This window comes from Bradyrhizobium sp. Kon58 (assembly GCF_055807455.1).
Window position 1 is genome coordinate 32,239 of record NZ_JBVVOT010000028.1, and the last position, 22,811, is coordinate 55,049.

Sequence of the window (22,811 nt, forward strand, 5' to 3'; positions counted from 1 at the left end):
CCGGCCATGATTCGGGATCAATCCGCCAAGAAGCCGGCCAAAGGCGCGCCCAAGAAGGTTGCGCCTGAAAACAAGAAGGCTGCGGCTAAGAACGAGAAGGCTGCGCCGAAAAAAATCGCCAAGGCGCTGGCCGGCACCAAGAGCGCCATCATCGTCGCCCCAAGCTTCCGCCGCGAGCGCGCGCTGATCAAGCGCGGCGTCTGGCCGGTGGCGGGCTGCGATGAGGCCGGCCGCGGGCCGCTGGCCGGTCCTGTGGTGGCGGCGGCGGTGATTCTTGATCCCGACCGCATCCCGCGCGGCATCGACGATTCCAAGCGCCTGACCGCCGAGGAGCGCGAAAGGCTGTTCGACAAGATCTGCGCCACCGCCCAGGTCTCGGTGGCCGTCGCCTCGCGCGCCCGCATCGACCGCGACAACATCCTCCGCGCCTCGCTGTGGGCGCTGAAGCGCGCCGTCGTGGCATTGCCCGAGCAGCCCCGGCACGTCTTCGTCGACGGCCGCGACCGGCTCGACACGGCATGCGATTGCGAGGCCGTGATCGGCGGCGACGGCATCGTCCTGTCGATCGCAGCGGCCTCGATCATCGCCAAGGTGACGCGGGACCGCCTGATGTGCGCGCTGGCGCAGGACTGCCCCGGCTACGGTTTCGAGCAGCACAAGGGCTACGCCGTGCCAGAGCACCTCGACGCGCTCAACCGCCTCGGCCCCACCGTCCACCACCGCAGCTTCTTCGCCCCCGTCGCCGCCGCACGCGCCAAGCACATGCCCTGGACGGTCGAGTCGGCGCAGGATCTGTTTGCGGTGACCGAGATCGAGCTGCAGGTGGACACGAACTCGGAAATCGACGCGTCGGCAAATCTCTAGACGAGACTCGGTTGCCACGACGCGTCGCGCCCTCTATCAAAATAGTCGTGAGCGAATAGGGCCGGCTTCACGGGTTGGCTGCATCTTTCGGACGTTGCATGCGGTTTACCTCCCTGGTCATCGAGCTCATTCGCGCGCGGCCGCGGCTGATCGTCTGGATCGCCGTGCTGCTCCAGGCGGCGATGTGGCTGTTCGTGGCGCTGGTGTTTTATCGCAGCCCGCCCGGCAGCCTCGCGACCCTGCTGGCCTTCGGCCGCGAATACCAGGTCGGCACTGATTTGGGCCCGCCCTTGCCGGTCTGGCTCGCCGACATCGCCTATCGCGCTGCCGGCGGCCACGTGTTCGGCGTCTACGTCCTGGCGGAGCTCTGTGGGGTCGCGACCTTCATTGCGCTCTATCATCTGTCCCGCGCGGTGGTCGGCCCCCAGCAGGCAGTGCTGGCCGTGCTGCTGACCATGACGCTGCTGGCCTTCTCCTCGCCCGTACTCGACTTCGGCCCGCTGGTGCTGGCGCGGCCGCTCTGGGCGCTGCTGCTGCTGCATTCCTGGCAGATCATCGGGCAGCGCCGCGGCAACGCCTGGTTCGCCTGGTCGATCGAGGCCGGTCTCTTGCTGCTGACGACGCCGGCTGCGATCTTCCTGCTGCTGCTGATCGTCGTCTTCGCACTCGCAACGGCGGACGGCCGCCGCACGCTGCGCGCATTCGACCCGCTGTTTGCGCTGGTGGTCGTCGCCGTGCTGGCATTGCCCTATGCCGTCTGGCTGATGCGCGCCGAGGTGCTCGTCCTGCCGGCCTTGCCTGCGGTCAACGAGCTCAATGCCCGCGCACTGCACGCGGCCTGGCTGCTCGGGGGGCTCCTGCTCGGCGCGGCGGCGATCCCGGCGCTGACCGTGCTCAACACCGGCCTGTTCGTTCCCAAGAGCGAGGAGGCGCCGATCATCTACCGCCCGCCGGTCGAGCCGCTCGCGCGCAATTTCGTCTATTTCTTCGCGTTGGCGCCGGCGCTCGGCGCAGTGCTGATCTCCGGCCTGCTGGGCCTCGACGCCGTCGTGGGCGGAGCCGGCGTCGTGCTGGTGTTGTCGGGGCTTGCTGTGGTCGTGGGGGCCGGCGATCTCATCGCGATGCGCCGCGCGAGGATGCTGCGGATGGTCTGGGCGGCCGCCGTCATCGCGCCCGCAATCGGCGTCGTGCTCGCCGTCCTGCTCCTGCCGTGGACCGGTGCCAACGAGATCGCGACCTCGATGCCGGCGCGCGCGATTTCGGACTTCTTCGACGAGAGCTTTGCCCGCCGCACCAATCATCGTCTGCGCGCGGTCGCGGGCGAGACCCAGCTTGCCAGCCTGATCACGCTGCATTCCGGCCGGCCGCATCTCTTCATCGATGCCGAGCCCGCGCGTACGCCTTGGATCAACCAGGCCAAATTCAGCGAGACCGGCGGCGTCGTGGTCTGGCGTGCCTCCGATACCGCGGGCACCCCGCCGCCGGACATTCTCGCGCGCTTTCCCGGCATCGTCCCGGAAGTCCCGCGCGCCTTCGAATGGCTGGTGACCGGACGCCAGCAACTGCTGCGCATCGGCTGGGCCATCGTGCGGCCGAAGGGGACGTAGTCCTTCCTTCCGTCGTCATTGCGAGGAGCGAAGCGACGAAGCAAATCCAGAGTCTATCCGCGGAAAGATTCTGGATTGCTTCGCTGCGCTCGCAATGACGGGGAGAGGTCGTACGCCTCCTCACGCGCCCGCCAGCACCTTCGCGATCGCGCGCAGATCCTGCCAGGCCAGCCGCTTGTATGAGGGCGAGCGCAACAGATAGGCGGGGTGGAAGGTCGGCAGCGCGCGGATGATGCGCGCGCCCGTCTCGTAGTCGAACCAGCGGCCGCGGGTGCGCATGATGCCTTCGCGCGTCGATAGCAGCGTCTGCGTCGAGGGATTGCCGAGCGTCACCAGCACATCCGGATTCACCAGCTCGATCTGGCGCTGGATGAACGGCAGGCAGATTTGCGTCTCCTGCGGCGTCGGCGTGCGGTTGCCGGGCGGCCGCCAGGGAATCACGTTGGCGATGTAGGCGGTGGTGCGGTTGAGGCCTATGGCTCCGATCATCAAGTCGAGCAGCTTGCCGCTGCGCCCGACGAAGGGCAGCCCTTCGATGTCCTCGTCGCGGCCCGGTGCCTCGCCGACGAACATGATGCGCGCCTGCGGATTACCGTCAGCGAAAACCAACCGTGTCGCCGTGTGCTTCAGCGCGCAGCCGTCAAAACTCTGCATCAACTCGCGCAGCGCCTCCAAGGTCGGCGCGGTGCGTGCGGCCTCGCGCGCCGAGGCGATCGCGATGTCGGGGGCGGGCGCAGCCTCGCCGCGCAACACCGCCGGCGCGGCGGCCGGCCGTGGCGCCTCGAGCGGAGGTGGGGCGCGCGGGGCCGGAGGTGGAGCATCCAATTCCGCCAGGCGGTCGATCGGTTCCTCCGCGAGCGTGCAATCGACTCCGGCCTCCAGATAGAAGGCGAGAAGCTCTCGGACCGTGGGTGCGGGTTCTGGGATCATCGGAAAGTCTGACTATTAGTCCAGTTTGGGGCGCCTTGCACCCCGGCGAAACGCATTTCCGAGGTTGTCCTACCCGGAAAAATCGGAAACAAGAGGGCGCAATCGACCAAGGACCGTCTCAAGGGCTGAGATCAGATGAGCACCGAAGAACTTCCCCCGCGCGAATCCATGGAATTCGACGTCGTCATCGTCGGCGCCGGCCCCTCGGGCCTGGCTGCAGCGATCCGGCTGAAGCAGATCAATGCCGATCTCAATGTCGTCGTGGTGGAGAAGGGCTCCGAGGTCGGTGCGCATATTCTCTCCGGCGCCGTGATCGATCCGGCCGGGCTCGACAAGCTGATCCCGGACTGGCGCGAGGATTCCGATTGTCCTCTGAAGACCCAGGTAAAGGACGACCGCTTCTACTGGATGACGGGCGGCGGCGCGATCAGGCTGCCTAACTTCATCATGCCGCCGCTGATGGACAATCATCACTGCTTTATCGGCTCGCTGGGGAACGTCTGCCGCTGGCTCGCGCGCAAGGCAGAGGCCCTCGGCGTCGAGATCTATCCGGGCTTTGCCGCGGCCGAAGTGCTCTATGACGAGCAGGGCGCGGTGAAGGGCATCGCCACCGGCGACATGGGCATCGGCCGGGACGGCAAGCCGAAGGACTCCTTTACCCGTGGCATGGAATTGCTCGGCAAGTACACGCTGTTCGCGGAAGGCGCGCGCGGCAGCCTGACCAAGCAGCTCATCGCGAAGTTCGCGCTGGATACCAAGAGCGAGCCGGCGAAGTTCGGCATCGGGCTCAAGGAAGTCTGGCAGATCGATCCCGCCAAGCACCAGAAGGGCATGATCCAGCATTCGTTCGGCTGGCCGCTCGATCTGAAGACCGGCGGTGGCTCGTTCCTCTATCACTACGACGACAACCTCGTTGCCGTCGGCTTCGTCGTGCATCTCAACTACGATGACCCGTATCTGTCACCGTTCGACGAGTTCCAGCGTTTCAAGACGCATCCCTCGATCCGCTCTACCTTCGAAGGCGCCAAGCGGCTCGCCTATGGCGCGCGCGCCATTACCGAGGGTGGCTATCAGTCGGTGCCGAAACTCAGCTTCCCCGGCGGCGCACTAATCGGCTGCGCGGCCGGCTTCGTCAACGTTCCCCGCATCAAGGGCGTGCACAACGCGATGGGCACGGGCATGCTCGCCGCCGAGCACGTTGCGTCCGCCATTGCGGCCGATCGCGCCAATGACGAGATCGTCGACTACGAGAACGCCTGGCGCTCCTCCTCGGTCGGCAAGGACTTGTTCCTGGTCCGCAACGTCAAGCCGTTGTGGTCGAAGTTCGGCACGGTGCTCGGCGTTGCGCTCGGCGGCTTCGACATGTGGTGCAACACGCTGTTCGGCGGTTCGCTGTTCGGCACCCAATCGCACGCGAAGCCTGATCGTGCGACGCTCGATCCGGCCAAGACCCACGCGCCGAGGACCTACCCGAAGCCGGACGGCAAGATTTCCTTCGACAAGCTCTCGTCGGTGTTCCTGTCCAATACCAATCATGAGGAGGACCAGCCGGTCCATCTCAAGGTCACGGACATGAACCTCCAGAAGACGTCCGAGCACGACGTGTTTGCAGGTCCGTCGAATCGCTATTGCCCGGCCGGCGTCTATGAGTGGATCGAGGAAGGTTCGGGTCCGCGCTTCCAGATCAATGCCCAGAACTGCGTTCACTGCAAAACCTGCGACGTGAAGGACCCCAACGGCAACATCACCTGGGTTCCCCCGGAGGGCGGTGGCGGTCCGAACTACGAGGCGATGTAGGCGGGGTCAGCAGCCACGGGCTAGTGCGACGAATATTGCGTGACCTTGGCCCTGTGACGCACGTTCGCGTGAGAACCCGGCCGCGGTCCCGCTCCATGGTCACGATAAGGCCATACTGGCGGCGTCTTGGGGCGCTCTTGACCGGTCACTTGGTCGATTTGGGGCGTGCGGAGGGGATCGTCCGGCCCGAATCCTTGCGGTGAAGCGCCAAAAGCGGCATTGTCGGCCCGACGGTTCCGGGTCCCCATGCCACCGGCCGCGTTCGCATGCGATACGGCCTTCTTCAGACCCAGGCACTACCAACTCAAGGCGAGCCCTGATGTTTTCAAATCGTTTCAACCGCTGGACTGTTGCCGCCATCGCCCTCATGGGCACAGCGATCGCGACGGTCCCCGGCAGGGTCCTGGCGCAGACGCCGGATCATCCGTCCGACACGGCGGCGCAGTTTCCGACCCGAAACGATCTGAAGGCGCTGACCACTTCCGGCAGCTATCTCGCCGCCCGCCACGCCAGCGTCGAGCGCGATGCGGCGTCCGCCGCCGCGTTCTATCGCTCGGCCCTGCGCACCGATCCCAAGAACAACGAGCTGCTCGACCGCGCCTTCATCTCCTCGGTTGCCGACGGTGACATCGACGAGGCCGTCAAGCTCGCCGAGCGCATCCTGACCATCGACAAGACCAACCGCGTTGCGCGCCTCGTCGTCGGCGTGCACGATCTCAAGTTCAAGAAGTACGCGACCGCGCAGACCAACATCAACCAGTCGATCCGCGGTCCGATCACCGATCTCGTCGCCACGCTGCTGTCGGGCTGGGCCGCCTATGGTGCGGGTGATGCCAAGGGCGGCGTCGCCACCATCGACAAGCTGGCCGGTCCGGAATGGTATCCGCTGTTCAAGGATCTCCATGCCGGCATGATCCTCGAGCTCGCCGGCAAGGAGAAAGACGCTGGCACCCGGTTCGAGCGTGCCTACAAGCTCGACGATTCCATGTTGCGCGTCACCGAGGCTTATGCGCGCTGGCTGTCGCGCAACAAGGACTCGGCCGCCGCGACCACCGTCTACCAGGCTTTCGACAAGAAGCTCGCCCGCCATCCGCTGATCGTGGAAGGGTTGCGCGACACCAAGGCCGGCAAGAAGATGCCGCCGCTGGTCGATAGCGCGCAAGCCGGCGCCGCCGAAGCACTCTACGGCATCGGCGCCACACTGACCCGCCGCGGCGGCGAGGATCTGGCGCTGGTTTATCTCCAGCTCTCGCTCTACCTCCAGCCCACCCATCCCCTGGCGCTGCTCTCGCTGGCCGATCTCTATGAATCGGTGAAGCGGCCGCAGATGGCGATCAAGGTCTATGAGCGGGTGCCGGCGTCCTCGCCGCTCAAGCGCAACGCCCAGATTCAGCTCGCCATCGATCTGGATTCCGCCGACCGCACCGACGAGGCGATCAAGATCCTCAAGGGCGTCACCACTGAGGATTCCAAGGATCTCGAAGCCATCATGGCGCTCGGCAACATCGAGCGCGGCCGCAAGAAGTTTGGCGAATGCGGCGCGACCTATTCGCAAGGCGTCGACGTGCTGCCGGCCGGCAACGACAAGGCCAACAGCGTCTGGTATTATTATCGCGGCATCTGCGAGGAGCGCTCCAAGCAGTGGGGCAAGGCCGAAGCCGACATGAAGAAGGCACTCGAGCTGCAGCCCGACCAGCCGCACGTTCTCAACTATCTCGGCTATTCCTGGATCGACCAGGGCATCAATCTCGACGAAGGCATGAAGATGATCAAGCGGGCGGTCGAGCAGCGCCCGGACGACGGCTACATCGTCGACTCCCTTGGCTGGGCCTATTACCGCATCGGCAATTACGAGGATGCGGTGAAGAACCTCGAGCGCGCCATCGACCTCAAGCCCGAGGATCCCACCATCAACGATCACCTCGGCGACGCCTACTGGCGCGTCGGCCGCACGCTGGAAGCCAAGTTCCAGTGGGCGCACGCCCGCGATCTCAAGCCCGAAGCGGATGAGCTTCCGAAGATCGAGGCCAAGATTGCAAACGGTATGACCGACGACAATTCGAACTCCTCGGCTGCGCAGGCGGAGAAGGAGAAGAAGAAGGACGACGGCAAGGGCGGCTGAGCGAGTTGAAGTTGGGGGCGTGTCGTCAATGCCGGCGTTGATTGAAGAAGGGCGCGCGAAGGTCAATCTGAGCCTTCGCGTGGTCGGCCGTCGTGCCGACGGCTATCATGATCTCGAAAGCGTGGTCGCCTTTGCCGACTGCGCCGACCGGCTCACGCTGGAGCCCGGCGGCGAGCTGAAGCTCACCACGACGGGGCCGCTTGCGGCGGCCTGCGGCGATATGGCCGACAACCTCGTGTTCAAGGCGGCCAAGCTCCTGGCCGAAGCCGTCCCGAACCTGAAGCTGGGCGCCTTCGCGCTCGACAAGGTGCTCCCGGTCGCTGCCGGCATCGGCGGCGGCTCGGCAGACGCCGCGGCGGCGCTGCGATTGCTGGCGCGTCTCAATGGTCTGTCGCTCGACGACCCGCGGCTGCAGAAGGTTGCACTTGCGACTGGCGCCGACGTGCCGGTGTGTCTGTTCTCGCGCGCCTGTGACATGACCGGTGTCGGCGAACAGCTGCTGCCGCTCGCGTTGCCGAGCATGCCCTGCGTGATGGTCAATCCGCGCGTGCCGGTCGCGACCAAGGATGTGTTCCAGGCGCTGGGCCTGCGCAACGGCGAACTCCTGGTCGGCGCCACCTCCGTCTTCGACGGTCCGGCCTGGCCGGACGAGGGCGCCTCCATTGCCGATTGGGTCGACACGCTCGAGACCGTCGCCAACGATCTCGAAGCCCCCGCGATGCGCATCGAGCCTGTCATCGGCGAGGTGCTGGAAGCCTTGCGTGGCTCCGCCGGCGTCAAGCTCGCCCGCATGTCCGGTTCGGGTGCAACGTGTTTTGCGATCTATGGCGCATTTGCCGAGGCGCATGCCGCCGCCGAGAAGATCCGCAGGGATCATTCCGGCTGGTGGGTGCACGCGGGAACGCTGAGCTAGGCCAGCCCGAGAAACCGCCGGATCTCGCTCAACACCTCCTGCGGCTTGTCATGTTGCAGCCAGTGTCCGGCCCCGGCGATGGTCTCGACGCGCGCCTGCGGAAAGTAGCGCTCCAGGCCCGCGGCTCTCGCGCCAGCCAGAAAGCTTTCGCCGGCATTCAAGAGCAGCGTCGGACAGGTGATGCGCGACCACAGCGCGATGTGATCGTCCGGCCAGAGCCGGTGCGGCGCAGAAGCGCGCTGGTAGGGATCGAACTTCCAGCTATAGGTGCCGTCCTCGTTCTGCCGCGCGCCGTGGGTGGCGAGATGCAGCGCGAGGTCGCGGGACAGCCGCTTGTTGTGAAGGACCATCTGCGCCGCGGCGTCTTCGAGGGTCGAATAGCGGCGCGGTGCGCGGTCGTGCAGCTTGTCGAGCTGACCGACCCATTTGCCGATCCGCTCATGCACCGGCGGTTTTAGTGCATCCGGCAACATCGTCACGCCGTCGAGCACGACCAGCTTCGAGACCTGTTCGGGGAATGCCCCTGTAAAGATCAGGCTGACCATGCCGCCCATGGAATGGCCGATGAGAGTGACTTGAGGCGCCGCGACGACACGGACGAGCTGGGCGAGATCGTACACATACTCCGTCAGCGCGTAGCTGCCGCCTTTGGTCCAATCGGAATCGCCGTGACCGCGCAGGTCGGGTGCGACCACGTGAAAATGTGGCTGTAGCGACCGGGCGATGACGTCCCAGCTCCGACAGTGATCGCGGCCGCCGTGAACCAGGATGGCGACGGGCGCGCCGTCGTTGCCCCAGTCGGCATAGTGCAGCCGCAGGCCGTGAGACTCGTAGATGCGGCTTTGCGGGGCGAGCATGGTGGCGCTATCCATTCACGGGCCGCCGCGCCAGTGCGAGCGACAGGCCGAGCCCTGCGATGAAGACGCCGGAGCCCTGGGTGAGACGTCGCATCAAATGCGGCCTTCCGATCAACTGCGTGCGTGTCGCGGAGGCCATCAGCACCACCACGATATCGGCGAGCGTGTTCAGCGTCACCGAAATTGCACCCAGCATGATGAATTGCAGCGTCGGGTTCGATCCCGCCGGGTCGAGGAACTGCGGAATGAAGGCGAGGAAGAATGCGGCGGTCTTCGGGTTCAGCGCCTCGACCAGCACGCCGTCGCGAAAGGCGCGCTTGTCGCCGACGGGCTCGCTGTCGAATGACAGCGCGCGGCGGGCGCCGCGAAAAGTCCTGATGCCGAGCCAGACCAGATAGAGTGCGCCGACAAATTTCACGGCGGCAAACAGCTCGGCGCTGGCAAGGATGATCGCAGAGATGCCGAGGCTGCCTGCGACCACATGAACCAGCCCGCCGAGCGCGGTGCCCGCGGTGGATGCAAAACCGCTGCCGCGCCCTTCCGATAGGGTACGTGCCGCGACGTAGAAAATGCCGGGGCCGGGAACGGCGGCGATGAGACAAGCGGCGGCCAGGAACAGCCAGAAATTCGTGTTGATCATCCTGTTTTGGTAGCGCAGCTTGCCGCGATTGCAAGCCCTCTTGCCTAGCCCATCCGGCGGAAGATCACGCTGGCATTCACCCCGCCGAAGCCGAACCCGTTCGAGATCGCGTGCTGCATCGGCATCGGGCGCGCCGCACCGGCGACGATGTCGATGCCGTCAGCGGCGGGATCGGGGTTTTCGAGATTAAGCGTCGGCGGTGCGATTTGGTCGCGCAGGGCGAGCACGGTGAAGATCGCTTCCAATCCGCCGGCGGCACCGAGCAGATGGCCGGTGGCCGATTTGGTTGCGCTCACGGCGATGCCGCGGTGACGGCCGAACAGCGCGGCAATCGCGCCGAGTTCGCTCTCGTCGCCGGCCGGCGTCGACGTCGCATGCGCGTTCAGATGCTGCAAATCCGCAGGCGCAAGCTTGGCCTGCCGGAGCGCGATCTCCATGGCGCGCCGCGCGCCGTCGCCGTCAGGCGGACCCGATGTCATGTGATAGGCGTCCGCGGTCGTGCCGTATCCGACGATCTCCGCGATCGGCGTCGCGCCGCGTGCCAAGGCATGCTCCAGCTCCTCGATCACCAGGATGCCGGCACCTTCGCCCATGACAAAACCGTCGCGATCGCGATCGAACGGGCGCGAGGCGCGCGCGTCGTTGAACCCGCTCGACAGTGCGCGGGCCGCGGCAAAGCCGCCGAGGCTGACGATGTCGATGCAGGCTTCCGCGCCGCCGCAGATCGCCACATCAGCCTCGCCCGCGCGGATCATGCGCGCGGCATCGCCGATCGCCTGAACGCCGGCGGCGCACGCCGTGACCGGTGTGCCCAGCGCTCCCTTGTAGCCGTATTTGATCGAGACGTGGCCGGCCGCGAGATTGGCGAGGAAGGAGGGGATCGTGAACGGCGACAGCCGGCGCGGGCCGCGTTGTTCGGTGATGCGCACCGCTTCCGCCATCGCCGGAAAGCCGCCGACGCCGGAGGCGATGATCGTCGCGGTTCGTTCCTGCGCCGCCGCGTCCTGCGGCGTCCAGCCGGCCTGCGCAACCGCTTCTGCGGTGGCGAGCAGCGCGAACAGGATGAAGCGGTCCATCTTGCGCTGGTCTTTCGGCGCGGCGGCCTGCGCGGGATCGAAGCCGCCGTCGGCGTCATCGGCCTTGTCGGGCACGAGGCCGGCAATGCGTGCGGGCAGCGCCTGCGACCATTCCGGCAGCGGGCGCAGCCCGCTTTGGCCGGCCAGCAGCCGGCGCCAGGACAGTTCGACACCGCAGCCAAGCGGCGATACCGCGCCCATTCCCGTCACGACGATACGACGCATGTCAGTCTCCAGCCGGCGCGACGGCCGGGTTCATGGCTTTGAGCGAGGTCAGCCGTTTACGCATGAGGCGGCTGGCGCGGGGACCGGCGATGATGACCGCATTGGTGAGCGTGATCGGCTGCATGTCGGCGGCATCGACCACGACCGGATTGAATGGACGACGATCGGAGCGGTTCGCGAGCAGGATCGCTTCGCCCTTCGGTGCGAGATGCTTGTTGCCCCAGGCGAGCAGGGTTGCGATCACGGGGAAGAAGTCCCGGGCCTTGTCCGTCAGCACATATTCGTAGCGCGGCGGCCGATCGTGATAGCGGCGGCGAACGAACATGCCGCTTTCGGTGAGATGGGCCAACCGCCGCGACAGGATATTCGGCGCGATCCCGAGGCTTTGCGAAAATTCATCGAACTTCGTTGCGCCCTGGAACGCATCCCGCAGGATCAAAATGCTCCACCATTCGCCGACCGTCTCCACGGCGCGGCCGACCGGACATTCCTGGATGGAGGGGGATTTGGGCTGCATCGTTCGAAAGTAGGGTTGTAACTTTCAAAATGCAAGTGACAAGGGGCAACTTCTCCGCACGGGAGGACGAGGTGCGGGACTGCAAAACTGTCTCTGTGATCCCGGATGCGAGTTGGCGAGCGACGCCTGCGCTCCTTGCTCCGTCATTGCGAGCGGAGCGAAGCAATCCAGAATCTTTCCAAGGAGGGACTCTGGATTGCTTCGCTTCGCTCGCAATGACGATGGCTATGCCGCAGCGGCAATACGATTTCAGTGGACGCCGTAGCGGCCGTCACCGAGACGGGTACGGGTAGAACACCGAAGACGCGCGCCCTAATGCGACCGTGCCAGACAGAACGCCACGACCTGCTCCAGTGCGCTCTTCATCGGCGAGGACGGGAATAGCGCCAGCGCGTCCACCGCCATGGCGCCGTAGTGTTGGGCGCGGCTGCGCGTGTCTTCGAGCGCACGATGCTTGTTCATCAGCCCGATGGCGTGGTCGAGGTCGGTGTCGCCGATCTCGCCGCGCTCGAGCGCGCGGATCCAGAAGGCGCGCTCGGTGTCGTTGCCGCGGCGGAAGGCGAGCACGACGGGCAGCGTGATCTTGCCCTCGCGGAAATCGTCGCCGGTGTTCTTGCCGAGCTTGGCGCTCTTGCCGCCATAGTCGAGGACGTCGTCGACGAGCTGGAAGGCGATGCCGAGATTCATGCCGACCGAGCGACAGGCGGTCTGCTCCGCCTTCGGGCGGTTGGCGATCACGGGGCCGACCTCGCAGGCGGCCGCGAACAGCTCGGCGGTCTTGCCGCGGATCACGGCGAGATATTCGTCCTCGGTGGTCGCGGTGTTCTTGGCGGCGGCAAGCTGCATCACCTCGCCCTCGGCGATGGTGGCGGCGGCCGCGGAGAGAATGTCGAGCGCGCGGAGCGAGCCGACCTCGACCATCATGCGGAAAGCCTGGCCGAGCAGGAAGTCGCCGACCAGCACGCTCGCCTCATTGCCCCAGAGCATGCGTGCCGACAGCTTGCCGCGGCGCATCTCGCTCTCGTCGACGACGTCGTCATGGAGCAGGGTGGCGGTATGCATGAACTCGACGCTGGCGGCGAGCTTGATATGGCCGTCGCCGGTGTAGCCGGCGAGGTTGGCCATGGCCAGCGTCAGCATCGGCCGCAGGCGCTTGCCCCCGGAGGAGATCAAGTGGTTGGCGACCTCCGGGATCATGGTCACGTCCGAACCGGTCCGCGACAGGATCGTGGCGTTGACGCGCTCCATGTCACCGGCGACAAGGGCAACCAGCTCTTCGATCGACGCGCCGGGAGTTTCGAAAGGTACGATGACGGCCACGCCGGTCTCCAATATTTGCCCCGGAAGGGCTATTCTGATGGAAAGACAATAGAAACTGGACGGGGATGCGGCAAGGGCCGTGGAACCATTGACATTTGGCGCTTAATCCCCGTCAGGCAGGAGGCCTTCGTTTTGCGAGAACTGGTTCGGACCAACGATATGGTGCTGGTGTCGGCGATTGGCGCGCTGCTCGACGGCGCCAACATCCATCATCTGGTACTGGACCAGAACATGAGCATCATCGAGGGCTCGCTCGGCATTTTGCCGCGGCGGATCCTGGTCCATGAGGACGACGCCCTCGAGGCCCGGCAGCTTCTGACCGAGGCCGGCCTCAGCCACGAACTGCGCGGCGATGAGTGAAGCCCTGGCAGACCTCACCGAGGACGCCTTTCTCGGCGGGCAATTGCGGCTGAAGCAGAAGCGGTCCGGCCATCGCGCCGGCCACGACGCCATTCTGCTCGCGGCGGCGACGGAGGCGAGCGCGGGCGACCGCGTCGTCGATCTCGGCGCCGGCATTGGCACGGCCGGGCTTGCGTTAGCGCGGCGCGTGGCCGGGATCAGGCTCGGCCTGGTCGAGATCGATCCCGAGCTGGCGGAGCTTGCGCGCGCCAATGCGGCAGCGAATGCGATTGCCGCCGAGACGATCGTGCTCGACATCACCGCGGACGCGCAGGCCTTCGCGGCCGGCGGGCTCGCGCCCGACAGCGTCGACGTGGTGCTGATGAACCCGCCCTTCAACGATTCCGCTCGCCATCGCGGCTCGCCCGATCAGGCGCGCCAGATCGCGCATGTGGCGACGGATGAGACGCTGAATGCCTGGGTGCATGCCGCGCGGCGCATCCTCCGATCGCACGGCGCGCTGACATTGATTTGGCGCGCAGATGGGATCGCGGAGGTTTTGGCGGCACTGTCTCGCGGCTTCGGCAGTCTCGCGATTCTGCCGGTTCACGGTGAAGCCGGGCGGCCCGCGATCCGCGTGCTGGTGCGCGCGGTCAAGGGCGGGAGGGCCCCGGCACGATTGTTGCCGGGCCTCGTCCTCAACGAGGAGTCACGCGTGCCCAAAAAAGAGGTGGTGGATATTCTGGAGGGAAGGGCGGTTCTACCCCTGGTGGAACCGTGCTGAGCTATTGCGGAAGCGATTCCGACTGCTGCTCTTGCGGAGTCGTCAGGCGGATCGCCATGAACAGCGCACCGATCAGCAGCATCAGCAGATAGATTTTCATGGTGTTCTCCGCTGGCCCATTGCAGCCTCTCAACGGGGTTTCTGCAAAACACGTTCCGGGCCCTTCCAATGACAGTCGCGTGATAAGAAATGGTTAATCAGAGGTAACGGCATGGCCGAACAATTGAACGATCGTGAGAGTTCCGGCCTGGCCGACAAGCTCATGCAATATCTGCCGGCGCGCTTCCGTCCAGGCACGGCCGTGGTGCCGGTGGTGCGGCTGTCCGGTGTGATCGGCGCGGTGACGCCGCTGCGCCCGGGCATGACGCTCGCGACCGTTTCGCGGGTGCTGGAGCGGGCGTTTTCGACGCGCAACGCCAAGGCGGTGGCGCTGGTGATCAATTCGCCGGGCGGCTCGCCGGTGCAGTCGCGCCAGATCTACCTGCGCATCAAGCAGCTCGCGGCGGAGAAGAAGCTGCCGGTGCTGGTGTTCGTCGAGGACGTCGCGGCCTCCGGCGGCTACATGATCGCCTGCGCGGGCGACGAGATCATCTGCGATCCGTCCTCGATCCTCGGTTCGATCGGCGTGGTCGGCGGCAGTTTTGGTTTCCAGGAGGCGATCAAGCGGCTCGGCATCGAGCGGCGCCTCTACACCGCCGGCGCGCACAAGGCGATGCTCGACCCGTTTCTCCCTGAAAACCCCGACGACGTCGCCAAGCTGAAGGCGCTCCAGCGCGAGATCCACCAGATATTCATCGCCCTGGTGAAGGAGAGCCGCGGCGCGCGGTTGAAGGGCTCCGACGACACCCTGTTCACGGGCGAATACTGGGCTGGCGAGAGTTCGATCGCGCTGGGGCTCGCCGACAGCATCGGCGATCTCCGCTCAACTCTTCGTGCCCGCTTTGGCGAGAAAGTTCTCACCCCCGTGATTGCCCAGCCGACCGGTCTGCTCTCCGGCCTTTTGGGCCGGAAATCGCCCGGCGCGGGGCAGCTTTCGGCCATGGAATCAATGGCCAGCCTGCCGGACGACCTGATCTCGGCGGTCGAGACGCGCGCGATCTGGGCGAAATTCGGGTTCTAGACGGAGCCCTGCCGCGCCATTTGGCCCCAAGGAGACTTGAAGCTGGGCCAATTGCGGCGCGGCCCGGTCTGCGCAAGAATGCGCGTGGGGGCTGAGCATTGTGAACAAGGAACGACCGATGCCGCCGTTCGTCGCATTCGCGGGCGTCCTGGGCGGGCTTGCCGTGGTCCGCTGGGCCTACAAGACCGCTGTCAGGATCAACCATGAGCTGGAGGAGATGCGCCTCTCACGCGTCGCCGAGGCCGCCCATAGGGGGGCCGTCCAGACGCTGAAACAGGATCCGGTGACCGGAGCCTATCGGCCGGGTTAGCCGGCGTCTTTCTTCCGGGTTCGATGCTTCGCATCGCCCCGGAATGACGCCATTCAACCCCTTCACCTTGATTCCGACCCCTGCCGTCGATACGGTCCCGCGCGATTCAACCCCCCGCGAGAGCCCGATCTGACGATGGACGCCTCCTTGCCCGCCCATATGCGCCCGGAACGCTCGTTCCAGGGTTTTATCCTCGCGCTCCAGCGGTTCTGGGCCGAGCAGGGCTGCGTGATCCTGCAGCCCTACGACATGGAGATGGGTGCGGGTACCTTCCATCCGGCGACTACGCTGCGCGCGCTCGGGCCAAAGCCCTGGAATGCGGCCTATGTGCAGCCCTCGCGCCGGCCCAAGGACGGCCGCTACGGCGAGAATCCGAACCGGATGCAGCACTATTACCAGTTCCAGGTGATCATGAAGCCGTCGCCGCCGAACCTTCAGGAGCTGTACCTGAAGTCGCTCGCCGCGATCGGCATCGATTCCGCCATGCACGACATTCGCTTCGTCGAGGACGATTGGGAGAGCCCGACGCTGGGCGCCTGGGGCCTCGGCTGGGAGTGCTGGTGCGACGGCATGGAAGTCAGCCAGTTCACGTATTTCCAGCAGGTTGCGGGTGTCGAATGCGCGCCGGTCGCGGGCGAGCTCACCTACGGGCTCGAGCGGCTCGCGATGTATGTGCAGGGCGTCGATCGCGTCTACGACCTCAACTTCAACGGCCGCGACGGTGACGCCAAGGTCACCTATGGCGATGTCTTCCTGCAGGCCGAGCGGGAATATTCGAAGCACAATTTCGAAGTCGCCGACACCGCGATGCTGTTCGAGCAATTCAAGATGGCGGAAGCTGCTTGCAGGAAATATCTCGATGCGGGTTGGAAAGATGGCAAACGCGAAGCGCATTTGATGTCCCTGCCGGCCTATGACCAATGCATCAAAGCGAGCCACGTGTTCAATCTGCTCGACGCGCGCGGCGTGATCTCGGTGACGGAGCGGCAGAGCTACATTCTTCGCGTGCGCGAACTGGCAAAGGCTTGCGGCGAGGCCTGGATCCATACTGAAGCGGGCGGAGCGGCCTGATGCCCGATTTGTTGCTTGAACTGTTCTCCGAAGAAATCCCCGCGCGCATGCAGGCCAAGGCGGCCGACGATCTGCGCCGCATGGTCACCGACAAGCTCGTCGCCGAAGGTCTCGTCTACGAAGGCGCAAAGGCGTTCGCGACGCCGCGCCGCCTCGCGCTGACCGTGCACGGCATCCCGGCGCGCCAGCCTGACCTGAAGACCGAACGCCGCGGCCCGAAAATGGGCGCGGCCGATGCGGCCGTGCAGGGGTTCCTGAAAGCGACAGGTCTGGCTTCGCTCGACGAAGCCAAGATCCAGCGCGACCCGAAGGGCGACTTCTACATCGCGCTGATCGAGAAGCCCGGCCGCGACGCGATCGACGTGCTCGCTGAAATCCTTCCCGTGATCATCCGCACCTTCCCCTGGCCGAAATCGATGCGCTGGGGCGCGCGCTCCGGAAAACCGGGAGCGCTGAGCTGGGTGCGTCCGCTGCACGCGATCACCGCGACGTTCGGGCTCGAGACCGAAGAGCCCGACGTCGTGAAATTCTCGGTGGACGGCATCGAGGCCGGCCAGACCACCTACGGCCATCGCTTCATGGCACCAGCTGCGATTTCCGTGCGCCGCTTCGAGGACTATGAAGCGAAGCTGAAAGCTGCAAAAGTCATCCTCGATCCGCAGGCGCGCAAGGACATCATCTTCGCCGACGCCAAGGAGCTGACCTTCGCGCAAGGGTTCGAACTGGTCGAGGACCAGGCGCTGCTGGACGAGGTATCGGGCCTCGTCGAATGGCCCGTCGTCATGATGGGATCGTTCGAAGCAGAATATCTCGCGATTCCGGAAGAGGTGATCCGCGCCACCATCCGCAACAACCAGAAGTGCTTCGTCGTCAGGGATTCCAAGACGGGCAAGCTGACCAACAAATTCGTCCTGACGGCGAACATCGAGGCGCCCGACGGCGGCAAGACCATCGTCGCCGGCAACGAGCGCGTGATCCGTCCGCGCCTGTCGGATGCAAAGTTCTTCTATGAGACGGACCTTAAGACGAAGCTGGAAGACCGGCTGCCGAAGTTCGAGCAGATCGTGTTTCACGAGAAGCTCGGCACACAGGCCGCGCGCATCAAGCGGATCGAGCGTCTCGCCGCCGAGATCGCGCCGCTGGTCGGCGCCGATGTCGCCAAGGCCACGCGCGCCGCGCATCTGGCGAAGGCGGATTTGCTGACCGAAGTCGTCGGCGAATTCCCCGAGGTGCAGGGCCTGATGGGCAAGTACTACGCGCTGGCCCAGGGCGAGGACGCCTCCGTCGCCGCCGCCTGCGAGGAGCACTACAAGCCCCAAGGTCCTGCCGATCGCGTGCCGACCGATCCGGTCAGCGTCGCAGTAGCGCTCGCGGACAAGCTCGACACGCTTGTCGGCTTCTGGGCGATCGACGAAAAGCCGACGGGCAGCAAGGACCCGTATGCGCTGCGTCGTGCGGCGCTGGGCGTAATCAGGCTGATCACCGAGAACGGACTGCGTCTATCCCTCATGAAGGTGGCGGCGTCCGCGCTCGCCGGCTTGTCCTTGAAGCCTGCCGATGCGCAGAAGCTTCCGAGCGACCTGCTTGCCTTCTTCGCTGACCGTCTGAAAGTCCAACTCCGTGAGCAGGGCGCGCGGCATGATCTCGTCGACGCCGTGTTCGCGCTCGGCGGTCAGGACGATCTCCTGATGATCGTCCGCCGCGTCGACGCGCTCGGCAAATTCCTCGAGACCGACGACGGCAAGAACCTGCTCGCCGGCATCAAGCGCGCCAGCAATATCCTCGGCATCGAGGAGAAGAAGGACAAGCGCACGTTCGACGGGGCGCCCGACGCTGCGCTCTACGGCCTCGGCGAGGAGAAGGCGCTGGCCAAGGCGATCGGCGAAGTGAAGGTGGAGGCAAGCGCCGCCGTCGCAAAGGAAGACTTCGCTGCCGCAATGAGCGCGATGGCCAAGCTGCGTCCACCGGTCGATGCGTTCTTCGACAAGGTCCGCGTCAACGACGACGATGCGAAGGTGCGCGAGAACCGCCTGAAGCTGCTCAACGAGATCCGCAGCGCCACGCGTGCGGTGGCGGATTTCTCGAAGATCCAGGATTGAGCGCGTCTTGGCCTAACTGGACACCGTCATGCCCGGGCTTGTCCCGGGCATCCACGTCCTTCTTCGCTCGTGGAGACGCGTGGATGGCCGGGACAAGCCCGGCCATGACGACGGAGTTGGTGGCCGCAATTCCTGTGCACGAAGAGTGCCCACACAAAAAGCCCCGCCCGGCGGGGGGAGGACCGGGCGGGGCCTGATGTCCGACTCTACTGCTCGCGTCAGCCTGATTGATGTGACGCGCCGGACATCGAGTCGATCCCTGAAAGCGCTAGTCCATCACCTCGACGATGCGCCGCGAGCGCGGCTCGACCAATACGGTCTCGCCGTTCACGACGGTGTAGCGATAGGTGGTGGCGCCGAAACGTTGCGGCACGTCATAATAGGTGACGCCGCTCTCAGGTAAGGTGGCACCGACCACCACGCGATCCGGGATGCGGAAAGCCGGCACGCGTTGTTCGACGACATAGTCGCGGAAAGCCGGCCGCTGCTCGACGGCAATGGTCGGGCCGCTGTCGACGACGACGGGCGCGCGTCCCACTGTGACGCTGCTTTGCGCCTGCGCCGCAAGGGGCGAACCGATCGCGGCCGCGAGCGCTGCAAGAGCAAGAATCCTGTTCCGCATGGGCAACTCCTTCGAGAAGGTTTTCGGGAAGCGCCAATGGCGCGACCGGTTGCCAATGCATGCGTCTTCGCGATGTTCCGGAAAACGCCCGCCGCATTCGCGGCATTTTCGGGCTGTTTTCGCGGAGCCGGGAACTCGCGCGGGCCCAGTGCGTCTCTACCGGCGGAACCCAGTCCGCTATGATCCCGCCGCGATTCGCCCCCATTCCACGGAAAGAAAATTCATGCACATCACCGTCGCCCATATCTCGCCGATCCTGTCGCTGCTTGCGGGTGTGCTCATCCTGATCATGCCGCGCCTCCTGAACCTGATCGTCGCGATTTTTCTCATCATAAATGGTGCGATCGGGCTCGGATTGTTGAAGTGGCTCCATCTCTAGGCCTTCATTCTACGGAACTCTTCGACTTGCGCGGACCTGCCCAAAGTGGTGTAAGGCCCGCAATTACCCATTCCTCTCGCAGGTTGTGTGCAAGCTATGGCCAAAGCCGCCTCGAAAACTTCAGCGAAAATGCCAGCGAAATCAAAGTCCTCCGCCAAGGCGAAAGCCGCGCCGGCGGCCCGCAAGGCACTTGCCAAACGCGCCCCGAAGCCCGTGGCCAAGGCCGCTGTTAAGCCGGTTGCCAAGGCTGCTGCCAAGCCGGCTGTGAAGCCTGCCGCCAAGTCGGTTTCCAAGTCGATTTCCAAGGCTGTTGCTAAGGCACCGACGAAACCGGTTGCGCCGAAGGTTGCCGTGAAGCCGGCACCGAGCAAGGCTGCTTCAAGCAAGGCGGCGCCTGTTGCGGCCAAGGCCGGCAAGTGGGTGTTCACGTTCGGCGACGGCAAGGCCGAGGGCAAAGCGGAGATGCGCGATTTGCTCGGCGGCAAGGGCGCCAACCTGGCCGAGATGGCCAATCTCGGCCTGCCGGTGCCTCCGGGCTTCACCATCCCCACCTCGGTCTGCACCTATTTCTACGCGCACGACAAGTCCTACCCGAAGGAATTGAAGTCGCAGGTTGAGAAGGCGCTCGACCATGTCGGCAAGTTGACCGGCAAGATCTTCGGCGATTCCAGGAACCCGCTGCTCGTCTCCGTGCGTTCCGGCGGCCGCGCCTCGATGCCGGGCATGATGGACACTGTGCTCAATCTCGGCCTCAACGACGAGACCGTGGAAGCGCTGTCGGAACTGTCGGGCGATCGCCGCTTCGCCTATGACAGCTATCGCCGCTTCATCACCATGTATTCGGACGTGGTGCTCGGCTTCGAGCACCATCACTTCGAGGAAATCCTCGACACCTTCAAGGACAGTCAGGGCTATACGCTCGACACGGATCTCACTGCCGACGACTGGGTCGATCTGGTCGGCAAGTACAAGGACGCAGTCGCGCGCGAAACCGGCAAGGATTTTCCGCAGGATCCGCACGACCAGCTCTGGGGCGCGATTGGCGCGGTGTTTTCATCCTGGATGAACGCCCGCGCGGTGACCTATCGCAGGCTGCACGACATTCCGGAATCCTGGGGCACCGCGGTCAACGTGCAGGCCATGGTGTTCGGCAACATGGGCGAGACCTCGGCGACCGGCGTTGCTTTCACGCGCAATCCCTCGACCGGCGAGAGCAAGCTCTACGGCGAGTTCCTGATCAACGCGCAAGGCGAGGACGTGGTGGCGGGCATCCGCACCCCGCAGGACATCACCGAGGAAGCGCGGAAAGACTCGGGCTCCGACAAGGCGTCGATGGAATCGGCGATGCCGGAGGCCTTCAAGGAGCTGACGCGGATCTACACGCTGCTCGAGAAGCACTACCGCGACATGCAGGACATGGAGTTCACGGTCGAGCAGGGCAAGCTCTGGATGCTGCAGACCCGCGGCGGCAAGCGTACTGCCAAGGCGGCGCTGCGCATCGCGGTCGAGCTCGCCAATGAAGGCCTGATCACCAAGAAGGAAGCGGTGACGCGGATCGACCCCGCCTCGCTCGACCAGCTGCTGCATCCGACCATCGACCCCAACGCCAAGCGCGACGTGATCGCGACCGGCCTGCCGGCTTCGCCGGGTGCGGCGTCCGGCGAGATCGTGTTCTCCTCGGACGAAGCGGCAAAGCTTCAGGCCGACGGTCGCAAGGTGATTCTGGTCCGGATCGAGACCAGCCCCGAAGACATCCACGGCATGCACGCCGCCGAAGGCATCTTGACCACCCGTGGCGGCATGACCTCGCATGCCGCGGTGGTCGCGCGCGGCATGGGCAAGCCCTGCGTCTCCGGCTGTGGCACCATCCGCGTCGATTACGGCCGCGGCACCATGAGCATCGGCTCGCGCACCTTCAAGACCGGCGACGTCATCACCATCGACGGCTCGCTCGGTCAGGTGCTCGCCGGCCGCATGCCGATGATCGAGCCCGAGCTGTCCGGCGAGTTCGGCACGCTGATGAAATGGGCCGACCAGGTCCGCAAGATCGGCGTGCGCGTCAACGCGGACACGCCGGAGGACGCGCACACCGCGATCAAGTTCGGCGCGGAAGGCATCGGTCTCTGCCGTACCGAGCACATGTTCTTCGAGGAGACGCGCATCCGCACGGTGCGCGAGATGATCCTCTCCGAGGATGAGCAGTCCCGCCGCGCCGCGCTGGCAAAGCTGCTGCCGATGCAGCGCGCCGACTTCGTCGAGCTGTTCGAGATCATGAAGGGCCTGCCCGTCACGATCCGTTTGCTTGATCCGCCGCTGCACGAGTTCCTGCCGCACACCCATGCCGAGGTCGAGGAAGTGGCGCGTGCCATGAACACCGACCCGCGGCGTCTGGCCGACCGCGCGCGCGAGCTGTCGGAGTTCAATCCGATGCTCGGCTTCCGTGGCTGCCGCATCGCGATCGCCTATCCCGAGATCGCCGAGATGCAGGCGCGCGCGATCTTCGAAGCGGCGGTCGAGGCCGAGAAGCGCACCGGCAAGGCCGTCGGTCTCGAGGTGATGGTGCCGCTGATCGCCACCAAGATGGAGCTCGACCTCGTTAAGGCGCGCATCGACTCCACCGCGAAGGCGGTGATGCGCGACACCAACACCAAGCTGACCTATCAGGTCGGCACCATGATCGAGCTGCCGCGCGCCTGCCTGCTCGCGGCCGAGATCGCGGAGAGCGCCGAGTTCTTCTCGTTCGGCACCAACGACCTCACGCAGACGACCTACGGCATCAGCCGTGACGATGCCGCGAGCTTCCTCGGGACCTACGTGTCCAAGGGCATCCTGCCGATCGATCCCTTCGTCGCACTCGACCAGGAAGGCGTCGGCGAGCTCGTCAAGATCGGCGTCGCACGCGGTCGTAAGACGCGTGCCTCGCTCAAGGTCGGCATCTGCGGCGAGCACGGCGGCGATCCCGCCTCCGTCGCCTTCTGCCACGCGATCGGCCTCGACTACGTCTCCTGCTCGCCCTACCGCGTCCCGATCGCCCGCCTCGCCGCCGCGCAAGCTGCGCTCGGCAAGGCGGTAGCGAGCCAGGCATAACCGATCTGAAATGCTGAATCCGGAGAGGCGGGGCCAAGCCCCGCCTCTTTCTTTTTGAGGCTCGACTGCTTCCACGCCGTCATTGCGAGCGTAGCGAAGCAATCCAGAATCTTCGTGCGGCAGCAGTCTGGA

At 65.4% G+C, this 22,811-nt stretch carries 20 protein-coding genes; 13 read left to right on the top strand and 7 right to left on the bottom strand.

Annotation, left to right across the window (positions count from 1 at the left end; translation table 11 throughout):
- Window positions 1-6: 6 nt before the first annotated feature.
- Window positions 7-864, top strand: coding sequence for a ribonuclease HII (locus AC0L20_RS31420; RefSeq protein ID WP_473294464.1), 858 nt, complete (start codon window positions 7-9; stop codon window positions 862-864).
- Window positions 865-962: 98 nt separating this feature from the next.
- Complete coding sequence (locus AC0L20_RS31425; RefSeq protein WP_473294466.1) at window positions 963-2,471, top strand: glycosyltransferase family 39 protein; 1,509 nt, start codon at window positions 963-965, stop codon at window positions 2,469-2,471.
- A gap of 120 nt (window positions 2,472-2,591) precedes the next feature.
- Here AC0L20_RS31425 and AC0L20_RS31430 read toward each other — a convergent pair whose 3' ends face one another.
- Window positions 2,592-3,401: a uracil-DNA glycosylase gene (locus AC0L20_RS31430; RefSeq protein ID WP_473294468.1), complete on the bottom strand. Its 810-nt coding sequence runs from the start codon at window positions 3,399-3,401 to the stop codon at window positions 2,592-2,594.
- Between the two features lie 135 nt (window positions 3,402-3,536).
- Between AC0L20_RS31430 and AC0L20_RS31435 the strand changes: the two genes are divergently transcribed.
- The 3 genes from AC0L20_RS31435 (at window position 3,537) to AC0L20_RS31445 (ending at window position 8,233) form a co-directional block, all read left to right on the top strand.
- A complete protein-coding gene (locus tag AC0L20_RS31435; RefSeq protein ID WP_473294470.1) occupies window positions 3,537-5,198 on the top strand; it encodes an electron transfer flavoprotein-ubiquinone oxidoreductase in 1,662 nt (553 codons plus the stop codon).
- A gap of 319 nt (window positions 5,199-5,517) precedes the next feature.
- A complete protein-coding gene (locus AC0L20_RS31440) occupies window positions 5,518-7,320 on the top strand; it encodes a tetratricopeptide repeat protein (RefSeq protein WP_027568607.1) in 1,803 nt (600 codons plus the stop codon).
- A gap of 28 nt (window positions 7,321-7,348) precedes the next feature.
- A complete protein-coding gene (locus AC0L20_RS31445) occupies window positions 7,349-8,233 on the top strand; it encodes a 4-(cytidine 5'-diphospho)-2-C-methyl-D-erythritol kinase (RefSeq protein WP_473294471.1) in 885 nt (294 codons plus the stop codon).
- Here AC0L20_RS31445 and AC0L20_RS31450 read toward each other — a convergent pair.
- The 5 genes from AC0L20_RS31450 to AC0L20_RS31470 form a co-directional block, all read right to left on the bottom strand.
- The gene (locus AC0L20_RS31450) at window positions 8,230-9,090 is read right to left on the bottom strand and encodes an alpha/beta fold hydrolase (protein ID WP_473294504.1); all 861 of its coding nucleotides are present in this window, start codon (window positions 9,088-9,090) and stop codon (window positions 8,230-8,232) included. The genes AC0L20_RS31445 and AC0L20_RS31450 overlap by 4 nt on opposite strands.
- Window positions 9,091-9,097: 7 nt before the next feature.
- Window positions 9,098-9,730: a LysE family translocator gene (locus tag AC0L20_RS31455; RefSeq protein WP_473294472.1), complete on the bottom strand. Its 633-nt coding sequence runs from the start codon at window positions 9,728-9,730 to the stop codon at window positions 9,098-9,100.
- Between the two features lie 44 nt (window positions 9,731-9,774).
- Entirely contained in the window at window positions 9,775-11,031 is a 1,257-nt protein-coding gene (fabF, locus tag AC0L20_RS31460) for a beta-ketoacyl-ACP synthase II (protein WP_473294473.1), read from the bottom strand.
- A 1-nt stretch (window position 11,032) separates the two neighbouring features.
- On the bottom strand, window positions 11,033-11,548 hold the full coding sequence (locus tag AC0L20_RS31465; RefSeq protein ID WP_473294474.1) for a winged helix-turn-helix transcriptional regulator: 516 nt from the start codon (window positions 11,546-11,548) through the stop codon (window positions 11,033-11,035).
- Between the two features lie 312 nt (window positions 11,549-11,860).
- Complete coding sequence (locus AC0L20_RS31470) at window positions 11,861-12,868, bottom strand: polyprenyl synthetase family protein (protein WP_007594965.1); 1,008 nt, start codon at window positions 12,866-12,868, stop codon at window positions 11,861-11,863.
- A 132-nt stretch (window positions 12,869-13,000) separates the two neighbouring features.
- Here AC0L20_RS31470 and AC0L20_RS31475 point away from each other — a divergent pair, with 132 nt between their 5' ends.
- The 6 genes from AC0L20_RS31475 (at window position 13,001) to glyS (ending at window position 18,591) form a co-directional block, all read left to right on the top strand.
- The gene (locus tag AC0L20_RS31475; RefSeq protein ID WP_007594964.1) at window positions 13,001-13,228 is read left to right on the top strand and encodes a putative signal transducing protein; all 228 of its coding nucleotides are present in this window, start codon (window positions 13,001-13,003) and stop codon (window positions 13,226-13,228) included.
- Window positions 13,221-13,991, top strand: a complete 771-nt coding sequence (locus AC0L20_RS31480) for a tRNA1(Val) (adenine(37)-N6)-methyltransferase (RefSeq protein ID WP_473294475.1) — start codon at window positions 13,221-13,223, stop codon at window positions 13,989-13,991. Before AC0L20_RS31475 ends, AC0L20_RS31480 begins: the two co-directional genes overlap by 8 nt.
- Before the next feature lie 211 nt (window positions 13,992-14,202).
- On the top strand, window positions 14,203-15,111 hold the full coding sequence (locus AC0L20_RS31485) for a S49 family peptidase (RefSeq protein ID WP_473294476.1): 909 nt from the start codon (window positions 14,203-14,205) through the stop codon (window positions 15,109-15,111).
- Window positions 15,112-15,229: 118 nt separating this feature from the next.
- Window positions 15,230-15,421: a hypothetical protein gene (locus tag AC0L20_RS31490; RefSeq protein WP_473294505.1), complete on the top strand. Its 192-nt coding sequence runs from the start codon at window positions 15,230-15,232 to the stop codon at window positions 15,419-15,421.
- Between the two features lie 135 nt (window positions 15,422-15,556).
- Window positions 15,557-16,492 (top strand): glycine--tRNA ligase subunit alpha, encoded by a 936-nt coding sequence (locus AC0L20_RS31495; protein WP_473294477.1) that lies wholly within the window; start codon window positions 15,557-15,559, stop codon window positions 16,490-16,492.
- The gene (glyS, locus tag AC0L20_RS31500) at window positions 16,492-18,591 is read left to right on the top strand and encodes a glycine--tRNA ligase subunit beta (protein WP_473294478.1); all 2,100 of its coding nucleotides are present in this window, start codon (window positions 16,492-16,494) and stop codon (window positions 18,589-18,591) included. Before AC0L20_RS31495 ends, glyS begins: the two co-directional genes overlap by 1 nt.
- A gap of 268 nt (window positions 18,592-18,859) precedes the next feature.
- Here the strand turns inward: glyS and AC0L20_RS31505 are convergent, their stop codons facing one another.
- Window positions 18,860-19,213: a DUF1236 domain-containing protein gene (locus AC0L20_RS31505; RefSeq protein WP_007594952.1), complete on the bottom strand. Its 354-nt coding sequence runs from the start codon at window positions 19,211-19,213 to the stop codon at window positions 18,860-18,862.
- Window positions 19,214-19,436: 223 nt separating this feature from the next.
- Between AC0L20_RS31505 and AC0L20_RS31510 the strand changes: the two genes are divergently transcribed.
- A complete protein-coding gene (locus tag AC0L20_RS31510; protein ID WP_007594951.1) occupies window positions 19,437-19,592 on the top strand; it encodes a DUF3096 domain-containing protein in 156 nt (51 codons plus the stop codon).
- 96 nt (window positions 19,593-19,688) lie between these two features.
- A complete protein-coding gene (gene ppdK, locus AC0L20_RS31515) occupies window positions 19,689-22,679 on the top strand; it encodes a pyruvate, phosphate dikinase (RefSeq protein WP_473294479.1) in 2,991 nt (996 codons plus the stop codon).
- Window positions 22,680-22,811 lie beyond the last annotated feature (132 nt).

What these genes read in the sequence shown, in the direction of transcription:
- AC0L20_RS31420 (WP_473294464.1), top strand. Translation starts at nt 7, where the DNA reads ATGATTCGGGATCAATCCGCCAAGAAGCCGGCCAAAGGCGCGCCCAAG.
- AC0L20_RS31425 (WP_473294466.1), top strand. Translation starts at nt 963, where the DNA reads ATGCGGTTTACCTCCCTGGTCATCGAGCTCATTCGCGCGCGGCCGCGG.
- AC0L20_RS31430 (WP_473294468.1), bottom strand. Translation starts at nt 3,401, where the DNA reads ATGATCCCAGAACCCGCACCCACGGTCCGAGAGCTTCTCGCCTTCTAT.
- AC0L20_RS31435 (WP_473294470.1), top strand. Translation starts at nt 3,537, where the DNA reads ATGAGCACCGAAGAACTTCCCCCGCGCGAATCCATGGAATTCGACGTC.
- AC0L20_RS31440 (WP_027568607.1), top strand. Translation starts at nt 5,518, where the DNA reads ATGTTTTCAAATCGTTTCAACCGCTGGACTGTTGCCGCCATCGCCCTC.
- AC0L20_RS31445 (WP_473294471.1), top strand. Translation starts at nt 7,349, where the DNA reads ATGCCGGCGTTGATTGAAGAAGGGCGCGCGAAGGTCAATCTGAGCCTT.
- AC0L20_RS31450 (WP_473294504.1), bottom strand. Translation starts at nt 9,090, where the DNA reads ATGCTCGCCCCGCAAAGCCGCATCTACGAGTCTCACGGCCTGCGGCTG.
- AC0L20_RS31455 (WP_473294472.1), bottom strand. Translation starts at nt 9,730, where the DNA reads ATGATCAACACGAATTTCTGGCTGTTCCTGGCCGCCGCTTGTCTCATC.
- fabF (WP_473294473.1), bottom strand. Translation starts at nt 11,031, where the DNA reads ATGCGTCGTATCGTCGTGACGGGAATGGGCGCGGTATCGCCGCTTGGC.
- AC0L20_RS31465 (WP_473294474.1), bottom strand. Translation starts at nt 11,548, where the DNA reads ATGCAGCCCAAATCCCCCTCCATCCAGGAATGTCCGGTCGGCCGCGCC.
- AC0L20_RS31480 (WP_473294475.1), top strand. Translation starts at nt 13,221, where the DNA reads ATGAGTGAAGCCCTGGCAGACCTCACCGAGGACGCCTTTCTCGGCGGG.
- AC0L20_RS31485 (WP_473294476.1), top strand. Translation starts at nt 14,203, where the DNA reads ATGGCCGAACAATTGAACGATCGTGAGAGTTCCGGCCTGGCCGACAAG.
- AC0L20_RS31490 (WP_473294505.1), top strand. Translation starts at nt 15,230, where the DNA reads ATGCCGCCGTTCGTCGCATTCGCGGGCGTCCTGGGCGGGCTTGCCGTG.
- AC0L20_RS31495 (WP_473294477.1), top strand. Translation starts at nt 15,557, where the DNA reads ATGGACGCCTCCTTGCCCGCCCATATGCGCCCGGAACGCTCGTTCCAG.
- glyS (WP_473294478.1), top strand. Translation starts at nt 16,492, where the DNA reads ATGCCCGATTTGTTGCTTGAACTGTTCTCCGAAGAAATCCCCGCGCGC.
- AC0L20_RS31505 (WP_007594952.1), bottom strand. Translation starts at nt 19,213, where the DNA reads ATGCGGAACAGGATTCTTGCTCTTGCAGCGCTCGCGGCCGCGATCGGT.
- AC0L20_RS31510 (WP_007594951.1), top strand. Translation starts at nt 19,437, where the DNA reads ATGCACATCACCGTCGCCCATATCTCGCCGATCCTGTCGCTGCTTGCG.
- ppdK (WP_473294479.1), top strand. Translation starts at nt 19,689, where the DNA reads ATGGCCAAAGCCGCCTCGAAAACTTCAGCGAAAATGCCAGCGAAATCA.